Source organism: Micromonospora acroterricola (genome assembly GCF_003172955.1).
In the GTDB taxonomy this organism is placed as follows: domain Bacteria; phylum Actinomycetota; class Actinomycetes; order Mycobacteriales; family Micromonosporaceae; genus Micromonospora; species Micromonospora acroterricola.
Genome location: NZ_QGKR01000114.1, coordinates 1 through 8,368 on the forward strand (window position 1 = coordinate 1; position 8,368 = coordinate 8,368).

Below are 8,368 nucleotides of genomic sequence, written 5' to 3' on the forward strand. Positions count from 1 at the left end.
GGCTCGGGCGAGGGCGGGGGCGGGGGCGGGGGCGGGGGTGTCGCCCCTGGCTCGGTGCGTAACACCGTGCCAGGGGCGAACCGCGCTTCAGGCTCGTCGGTCCGCACTTCCACGGTGACCTCACCGCGGACACCGTGCGGCTTGCCGATCCTGCCGACGACGAGCTGCATCAGTACGAGTCGACGATGTCGACGCGTACCCCGCGCCCGCCGATGGAGCCGATCACCTGGCGCAGCGCCTTGGCGGTCCGACCGGACCGCCCGATCACAGTGCCGAGGTCCTCGGGGTGCACGCGGACTTCCAGCCGCTTGCCCCGACGGGAATCGACCATCCGCACCCGGACGTCATCCGGGTGGTCGACGATGCCCTTGACCAGGTGCTCCAACGCCGGACGCAGAGGCACGTCAGGCCTGCTCACCGGCGTCGGCAGCGGCGGCCGGGGCAGCCTCGGCCGGAGCCTCGGTCTTCGGCGCCTCAGCCGGAGCCTCGGTCTTCGGAGCCTCGGCGGCCTTGGCGGCCTTCTTGGCCGGCTTGGCCGGGGTCTCCGGGGCCAGGCCGGCGGCGGCCTTCGCCTCAGCCTCGTACGCCGCCTTGCGGTCGACCCGCTCGGGGGCGACCTTCAGCGGCGGCGGGGCCGGCAGGCCCTTGTACTTCTGCCAGTCACCGGTCAGCTCCAGCAGCCGCTGCACCGCCTCGCTCGGCTGGGCGCCGACGGACAGCCAGTACTGGACCCGCTCCGACTTGACCTCGATGACCGAAGGGTCCTCCTTCGGCTGGTACACCCCGACGAACTCGATCGCCCGGCCGTCACGCTTGGTGCGCGAGTCGGCGATGACGATGCGGTACTGCGGGTTGCGGATCTTGCCCATCCGCAGGAGCCGGATCTTTACGGCCACAGTTGTTTCGCTCCTGTTGCGATCTCACCAGCCCGGGACGGGAGGTGTGCATGGGTGAGCGCCGACCGGCACAGTGGGGTTGGGCCGGAGACTGCTCGGTGGACTGGCGACGCGCCCGGGTTAGAGGGCGCCGGACGCGCGCCGGATACCAGCGACCCATTCTGCCAGATCTGCCGCCGATCTCTCACACCGGACCCGGAGAGCCGGCCGCGGGGTCGCCCGACCGGTGACGAGGAACACCTCTCAGCGCACGGGTGGGCGGTCCCATCCCGGCGGAAGTTCGTCCGGTGTGTCCCAGTCGGCGGGCGGCGTGAAGTCGCACCAGGTGCCGTCGAACGGGAACTCGCCGGCCTCGGCGAGCGCGATCACCCGCTCCCCCTCGGCCCGGACCGCCTTCTCGTCGGGCACCCAGTAGGCGTCCCCGAAGGCGAGACGCTCGACGAACTCGTCCTCGTCCTTCCACTCCCAGCTGCGGTCCGGGCGCACCACCACGTCGAGGTCCTGGTCCACCATGTCGACGCCGGCGACCGAGCCGTCGTCCCAGCGGACGCCCGGTTCCTCCAGGTTGACGTACCAGTTGGCGAACCGGTCCTGCCCGTCCCGGAACCACCAGACGGAGTGCGCCGCGCCGGTGGGCAGGAACTTCAGCAGCGGCGGCCCGTCCCAGCGCCCGAGCGCCAGCCGGTACGCCGACGAGATCCACTCGGCGAACGGCATCGCCCGCAACCCGAGACCCGCCTCGGTCACCTCGTGGGCCACCGGCGAGTCCCGGGCGATCCAGAGCAGCAGGCCCCGCTCGTCGTCGCTGACCACACGGCCCGGCCGGACCCATCCGATCCGGCCGTGCCGCACGTTGCGATGCAGAATCACCCGCCCCGGCGCGAACCGACCGACGGGGCCGCCCGGGCGCACCTCAGTAGGCGCGTGCGAGGATCGCGACCAGGTCGGGCTCGTCCTCGGAGTCCGGCACCGAGCCGTCGGCGCGCAGCAGGCAACGCACCGTGACGCCCTGGCCGTTCGCCTCGGCCTCGCCGGCCACGCCGACCGCCGACCACGGCACCCGGGCCCAGCCGTTCGCGGCGGCCTCGATCGCCTCGGCGAGGGTGGCCACCTCGACCGTGCGCGACTCGCGGTTGGCCAGCGCCTGGTCGTGCAGCACCTGCTGGTCGGTCTCGAGGGCGGCCAGCACCGCGCCGACCACGTCGGCCACCGGCGTGGCCGACTTCGACCCGTCGGTGCGGCGCACCACCACCGCATTGCCGGCGGCCAGGTCGCGGGGACCGACCTCGACGCGTACCGGATAGCCGCGCAGCTCGGCGTCGACGGCCCGGCGGCCGAACGCGGTGTCGGTGCGGTCGTCGAGCGCCACCCGGACACCGGCGTCGCGCAGGCCGTCGCGCAGCTTGGCCGCCGCCTCGGCGACGCCCTCGCCGTCCTTGACGATCATGACGTACGCCTGGATCGGGGCCAGCCTCGGCGGCACCCGCAGGCCGTTGTCGTCGCCGTGCGCCATGATCAGGCCGCCCAGCATGCGGGTCGAGGTGCCCCAGGACGTCGTCCAGGCGTGCTCCCGGCCGCCCTCCTTCGAGGAGTAGCTGATGTCGAACGCCTTGGCGAAGTTCTGGCCCAGCTCGTGGCTGGTGCCCAGCTGGAGCGCCTTGCCGTCGCCCATCATGCCTTCGCAGGTGTACGTGGCCGTCGCCCCGGCGAACCGCTCGCGCGTCGTCTTCAGGCCGACCACCACCGGAATGCCGATCACGTTGACCATCAGGTCCTCGTACGCCTCGTGCAGGATCCGGCGCGCGTACGCCCGGGCGTCCTCGCGGGTGGCGTGCGCGGTGTGCCCCTCCTGCCAGAGGAACTCGCTGGTGCGCAGGAAGATCCGGGGGCGCAGCTCCCACCGGACCACGTTGGCCCACTGGTTGAGCAGCAGCGGCAGGTCCCGGTACGAGTCGATCCACTTGGCCATGAACTCGCCGATGACCGTCTCGCTGGTGGGGCGCACCACCACCGGCTCGGCGAGCTGCTTGCCACCACCGTGGGTGACGACCGCCAGCTCCGGCGAGAAGCCCTCGACGTGCTGGGCCTCACGCTTGAGGTAGCTCTCGGGGATGAACAGCGGGAAGTACGCGTTCTCCGCACCCGCCGCCTTGATCCGGGCGTCCATCTCGGCCTGCATCCGCTCCCAGATGGCGTAGCCGGCCGGGCGGATGACCATGGTGCCGCGAACCGGGCCGTTGTCGGCCAGCTTCGCCTTGGCGATCAGGTCCTGGTACCAGCGGGGGAAGTCCTCCGCACGGGGAGTGAGCACGCGTGCCATGACCGCACATCCTATGCGCCGCACGGTGGCCGCCGCGCCCGGGAGGCGTCACGCGGTGTCGCGCCGCGTCCGGTGCCCCTCCGCGCGGCGTCGGGGCAGCCCCTGGAGGGGTGGCGGGGCGACCGTAGACTTCGACCACCATGACTGAGATGACGGGCGCGCCTCGACAGCGGCTGCGGGACACGATCGTGGACGCCGCACGCTCTCGCGCCATCGCCGCCGGCTGGGACGCCGTACGGATGGGCGGGGTCGCCACCGCGGCCGGGGTGAGCCGGCAGACGGTCTACAACGAGTTCGGCAGCAAGGCCGGGCTGGCCGAGGCGCTCGCCCGGCGCGAGGTCGACCGGTTCGTCGGCGACGTCCGGTCCGCCCTGGTCGCGCACGGCCCCGACGTCCGCGCCGGCGCGTACGCGGCGATCGCCCACACCCTCGGCGCGGCGGCCGAGAACCCGCTGGTCAAGACGATCCTGACCAGCGCCCGGGGTGGCTCCGACGAGTTGCTGCCGTACCTGACGACCCGGGCCGAGGTGGTGCTCACCGAGGCCTCCGGCGCGCTCATCGAGTGGGTCGGCGCGTACCTGCCGGGAGCGGACCCGGACGCGCTGGCCTTCGCCGCCGACACCATCGTCCGCCTGGTGGTCAGCCACATCGTGCTCCCCCGCGGCCCGATCGACCAGACCGCCGAGGCCCTCGCCGACCTGGCCGTACGCCTCTTCGCGACGGCCGCCCGCACGCCCCGCTGACCCCGGGCACCGCGAGATGACGGCGCGCGCGGCGCCCCGCCAGGATCACCCTTGCGCAACGCTGCCGCCCGGCATGACCGCTCGATCCTGGAAGTAGTGGCATCCCCATGACGCCGAGACCACTGTTTCCAGGATCGAGCGCGATCTTGCAACGCCACCCCCCGGCGGGACGCGCGGCGCGGGGCGGGGCAGCCGGGTCAGCGGATGACGCGGCCGCGGAGGATGGTGCGCGAGGGTGCGCGGACGACGCGCAGGTCCTGGCGCGGGTCCTCGGGGTAGACGGTCAGGTCGGCGAGGCCGCCCTCGACGAGGCCGGGGAAGCCGAGCCATTCCCGGGCGCCCCAGGAGGCGGCGGCCAGCACGTCGAGTGGCGTCATCCCGGCCCGCTCGTGCAGCAGCAGCATCTCCTCGGCGGCCAGCCCGTGGTCGATGCCACCGCCGGCGTCGGTGCCCACGTAGATCGGTACGCCGGCCTCGTGCGCGGCCCGCACCACCTCGGGAAAGCGGTCCCGCAACGACAGCATGTGCTCGGCGTACCCGGGGAACCTGGCCCGCGCCTGCTCGGCGATCCCACCGAAGGTGGCAATGTTGATCATCGTGGGGACCAGCGCGGTGCCCTGGCGGGCCATCTCGTCGATCAGGTCGATGCTGAGCCCGGTGCCGTGCTCCACCGAGTCCACCCCGGCCCGCACCATGATCTCCACGGCCGACTCGGAGAAGGTGTGCACGGCGGCGCGCACCCCCGCGTCGTGTGCGGCGCGTACGGCCGCGGTGAGGGTGTCCGCGTCCCAGGCCGGCGCCAGGTCGCCCACGCCGCGGTCGATCCAGTCGCCGACCAGCTTGACCCAGCCGTTGCCGGCACGCGCCTGCGCAGCCACCGTCGCGGCGACCTCGGCCGCGCCGACCTCCACGCCGATGTCGCGCAGGTAGCGCTTCGGCGGCGCGACGTGCCGCCCGGCGCGGGCGAGTCGCGGCAGGTCCGGCTCGTCGTCCAGTTCGGGGTACGGGTACGGCGAGCCGGCGTCGCGGATCGCCAGCACCCCGGCGTCGCGGTCGACGCGGGCCAGCTCCCGGGCCTGGTCGAGAGAGGTGATCGGCGCGCCGCCACGGGCGATGCCGATGTGGCAGTGCGCGTCGACCAGCCCCGGCAGGACGAAACCGCCGTCGACCACCGTCTCCGCCCCGGGCACCGGGGTGAGGGTCACCCGGTCGCCGACCAGCCAGAGATCGCGGACCTCGTCGTCGGGGAGCAGCACGCCGCGCACATGAAGAGCCATGTGCACAGTCCTACCGGATCACCCCGTCGTCCGTGAGTCAGCGGGGTCGGTTGTCGCCGCCCTTGCCCAGCTTGTTGAAGTCGATCTTCGGGAGCTTGAAGCCCGGCGGGAGGCCCTGCCCGGCCGCCAGGTCGTTCGGGTCCATGCCCGGCGGGAGCTGCGGGATGCCACCCGGGAAGCCGCCCGGCATCCCGGCGCCCGCCCCGGTACGCGGCCGACCGCCACCCTTCGTGCCCTTGCGCTTGTTCTTGGGGCTCTTGGTCGCCTTGCGCCGGCCGCCGCCGGGCAGGCCCATCATGCCGCCCATCTGCTTCATCATCTTCTGCGCGTCGGCGAAGCGGTTGAGCAGCTGGTTGACGTCCATCACCGTGACCCCGGAGCCGTTGGCGATGCGCGCGCGGCGGGAGCCGTTGATGATCTTCGGGTTGGTCCGCTCGCCCGGCGTCATCGACCGGATGATCGCGGTGACCCGGTCGAAGTGCGTGTCGTCCAGGTCGGCGAGCTGGTCCTTCATCTGCCCCATGCCGGGCATCATCGCCAGCACGTTGGCGATCGGGCCCATCCGCCGCACCGCGATGAGCTGGTCGAGGAAGTCCTCCAGGGTGAACTGCTCACCGCCCATCAGCTTGGCGGTCATCTTCTCCTTCTGATCGGAGTCGAAGGCCTGCTCGGCCTGCTCGATCAGAGTGAGGACGTCGCCCATGCCGAGGATCCGGCTGGCCATCCGGTCGGGGTGGAAGACGTCGAAGTCCTCCAGCTTCTCGCCGGTGGAGGCGAACAGGATCGGTTGCCCGGTCACCTCACGCACCGACAGCGCGGCACCACCACGGGCGTCGCCGTCGAGCTTGGAGAGCACCACGCCGGTGATGCCGACACCGTCGCGGAACGCCTCGGCGGTGCGGACGGCGTCCTGACCGACCATCGCGTCGATGACGAAGATGACCTCGTCCGGCTGGACCGCGTCGCGGATGTCGGCGGCCTGCTGCATCATCTCGGCGTCGATGCCGAGCCGGCCGGCGGTGTCGACGATGACGATGTCCCGGGCCGCCCGCTTCGCGTGCTCGATCGACGCGCGGGCCACCTGGACGGGGTCACCGACGCCGTTGCCGGGCTCCGGCGCGTACACCTCGACACCCGCCCGGCCACCGAGCACCTGGAGCTGCCCGACGGCGTTGGGGCGCTGGAGGTCGGCGGCGACCAGCAGCGGCTGGTGCCCCTGGCCCTTGAGCCAGCGGGCCAGCTTGCCGGCGAGGGTGGTCTTACCGGAACCCTGGAGGCCGGCCAGCATGATCACGGTGGGCGACTGCTTGGCGAACTGGAGCCGCCGGCCCTCGCCGCCGAGCACGTTGATCAGCTCGTCGTTGACGATCTTGATGATCTGCTGGGCCGGGTTCAGCGCCTGGGAGACCTCGGAGCTGCGTGCCCGCTCCTTGACGTTCGCGATGAAGCCCTTGACCACCGGCAGCGCGACGTCCGCCTCCAGCAGCGCGAGGCGGATCTCGCGCGCGGTGGCGTCGATGTCGGCGTCGGTGAGCCGCCCCTTGCCGCGGAGCTTGGTGAAGATCCCGGACAGGCGGTCACTCAAGGTGTCAAACACGCGAACATCCCGTTTGTCAGTGTTTCGGCGGGCACAACGCGGTCGGCAGTGCGGAGTCCGACCACCGCAAGGGTAGCCGGCCGGCCGCACGGCCGCTGTCGCCCGGGCCGGCCCACGTCCCCGCCGCCCGGTCGTGCCCGGCCCGCCGCCCGCGCGGGGCCGGCGGCGCCGTCAACCGGACACCAGCCCCGACTGGTACGCGAACACGACGAGCTGGGCCCGGTCCCGGGCTCCCAGCTTGCCCATCGCCCGACTGACGTGGGTCCGCGCGGTCGCCGGGCTGACCACCAGCCGTGCGGCGATCTCCTCGTTGTTCATGCCCTCACCGACCAGGCCGACCACCTCGCGCTCCCGGTCGGTGAGCGCGTCGAGCCGGGGATGCGGGCGGGGCGCCCGGGACGGCCGGGTGGCGAACTCCCGCACCACCCGACGGGTCACCGACGGCGACAGCAGCGCCTCCCCCTCGGCGACCAGCCGGATCGCCCGCAGCAGCTCGCCCGGTCGGGTGTCCTTGGTGAGGAACCCGCTCGCGCCGTGCCGCAGCGCGTCGAAGACGTACTCGTCCAGCTCGAAGGTGGTGAGCACCACCACCCGCGTGCCGGCGAGGCCGGGGTCGGCGACGATCCGCCGGGTGGCCTCGATGCCGTCGATGCCGGGCATCCGGATGTCCATCAGCACCACGTCCGGCCGTTCTCGGCGGGCCAGCTCCACCGCTCGCAGGCCGTCGGCCGCCTCCCCGGCGAGCACCAGGTCGTCCTCGCTCTCGACCAGGGCGCGCAACCCGAGCCGGACGAGGTCCTGGTCGTCGGCGATCAGCACCCGGATCACGTGGTCGGCTCCACCGGCAGCCGGGCGTACACCCGGAACCCGCCACCGGGGCGCGGCCCGATGTCCAGCCGCCCGCCCAGCGTGGCGACCCGCTCCCGCATCCCGGCCAGGCCGTGCCCGCCCGTCCCGTCGTCGGCCGCGGCCGCCCCGGCGGGGCCCACGCCCCGGTCGGCGATCTCGACGGTCAGCTCGCCGTCGCGGTGGTCGACGGTCACCTCCGCGCTGGCCACCCCGGCGTGGCGCAGCACGTTGGTCAACGCCTCCTGCACCACCCGGTACGCGGCCAGGTCCACCGCCGCCGGCAGCTCCCGGGGATCCCCGACCACCCGCAGCTCGACGGCGAGGCCGGCCCCGGCGAGCCGGTCCCGCAGCGCCGGGAGCCGGGCCAGGCCGGGGACCGGCTCCCGCTCGGCGCCCCGCCGCACCGCCCCCAGGGTGACCCGCAACTCGTCGAGCGCCTCCCGGCTGGTCCGGCTGATCGCGGTCAGCGCGGTCTCCGCCTGCTCGGGCCGTTTCGGCAGCAGGTGCAGGGCGATCTCCGCCTGCATGCTGATCGCGGCCAACCCGTGCCCCACCACGTCGTGCACCTCCTGCGCGATGCGCAGCCGCTCCTCGTCAGCCTGCCGCCGGGCCTGCTCGGCGCGGCTGCGGGCCTGCTCGGCACGGCTCCGGGCGGCCGCCTCGCGGTTGACCCGCACCACCACCCC

At 73.3% G+C, this 8,368-nt stretch carries 9 protein-coding genes and 1 pseudogene; 1 reads left to right on the top strand and 9 read right to left on the bottom strand.

What is annotated here, in order from left to right; translation table 11 throughout:
- From DKT68_RS03780 to proS, 5 genes and pseudogenes are all read right to left on the bottom strand, one after another.
- Positions 1–170 (bottom strand): annotated as a pseudogene (locus DKT68_RS03780) (ribosome maturation factor RimM); the annotation flags it as partial.
- Positions 170–430, bottom strand: a complete 261-nt coding sequence (locus tag DKT68_RS03785; RefSeq protein ID WP_109816040.1) for an RNA-binding protein — start codon at positions 428–430, stop codon at positions 170–172. The pseudogene DKT68_RS03780 and the gene DKT68_RS03785, both read right to left, overlap by 1 nt.
- Complete coding sequence (gene rpsP / locus DKT68_RS03790; protein ID WP_109816041.1) at positions 405–896, bottom strand: 30S ribosomal protein S16; 492 nt, start codon at positions 894–896, stop codon at positions 405–407. Before rpsP ends, DKT68_RS03785 begins: the two co-directional genes overlap by 26 nt.
- 243 nt (positions 897–1,139) lie before the next feature.
- On the bottom strand, positions 1,140–1,808 hold the full coding sequence (locus DKT68_RS03795) for a DUF402 domain-containing protein (RefSeq protein WP_330848925.1): 669 nt from the start codon (positions 1,806–1,808) through the stop codon (positions 1,140–1,142).
- Position 1,809: 1 nt separating this feature from the next.
- Positions 1,810–3,216: a proline--tRNA ligase gene (gene proS, locus DKT68_RS03800; RefSeq protein WP_109816042.1), complete on the bottom strand. Its 1,407-nt coding sequence runs from the start codon at positions 3,214–3,216 to the stop codon at positions 1,810–1,812.
- 140 nt (positions 3,217–3,356) lie between these two features.
- Here proS and DKT68_RS03805 point away from each other — a divergent pair, with 140 nt between their 5' ends.
- Positions 3,357–3,959 carry a TetR family transcriptional regulator gene (locus DKT68_RS03805; protein WP_109816043.1) on the top strand — a complete coding sequence of 201 codons (603 nt, stop codon included), beginning with the start codon at positions 3,357–3,359 and terminating at the stop codon, positions 3,957–3,959.
- Between the two features lie 197 nt (positions 3,960–4,156).
- Here DKT68_RS03805 and DKT68_RS03810 read toward each other — a convergent pair whose 3' ends face one another.
- The 4 genes from DKT68_RS03810 to DKT68_RS03825 all read right to left on the bottom strand — a co-directional run.
- On the bottom strand, positions 4,157–5,236 hold the full coding sequence (locus tag DKT68_RS03810) for an amidohydrolase family protein (protein ID WP_109816044.1): 1,080 nt from the start codon (positions 5,234–5,236) through the stop codon (positions 4,157–4,159).
- A gap of 37 nt (positions 5,237–5,273) precedes the next feature.
- Positions 5,274–6,833, bottom strand: coding sequence for a signal recognition particle protein (ffh, locus tag DKT68_RS03815; protein WP_109816045.1), 1,560 nt, complete (start codon positions 6,831–6,833; stop codon positions 5,274–5,276).
- Positions 6,834–7,004: 171 nt separating this feature from the next.
- A complete protein-coding gene (locus tag DKT68_RS03820; protein WP_109816046.1) occupies positions 7,005–7,661 on the bottom strand; it encodes a response regulator transcription factor in 657 nt (218 codons plus the stop codon).
- The coding region (locus tag DKT68_RS03825; RefSeq protein ID WP_146218277.1) for a sensor histidine kinase at positions 7,658–8,368 on the bottom strand (711 nt) is incomplete at its 5' end. The genes DKT68_RS03825 and DKT68_RS03820, both read right to left, overlap by 4 nt.

Excerpts from the sequence above, each read along its gene's own strand:
- proS (WP_109816042.1), bottom strand. The coding sequence starts at position 3,216 with ATGGCACGCGTGCTCACTCCCCGTGCGGAGGACTTCCCCCGCTGGTAC.
- DKT68_RS03805 (WP_109816043.1), top strand. The coding sequence starts at position 3,357 with ATGACTGAGATGACGGGCGCGCCTCGACAGCGGCTGCGGGACACGATC.
- DKT68_RS03810 (WP_109816044.1), bottom strand. The coding sequence starts at position 5,236 with ATGGCTCTTCATGTGCGCGGCGTGCTGCTCCCCGACGACGAGGTCCGC.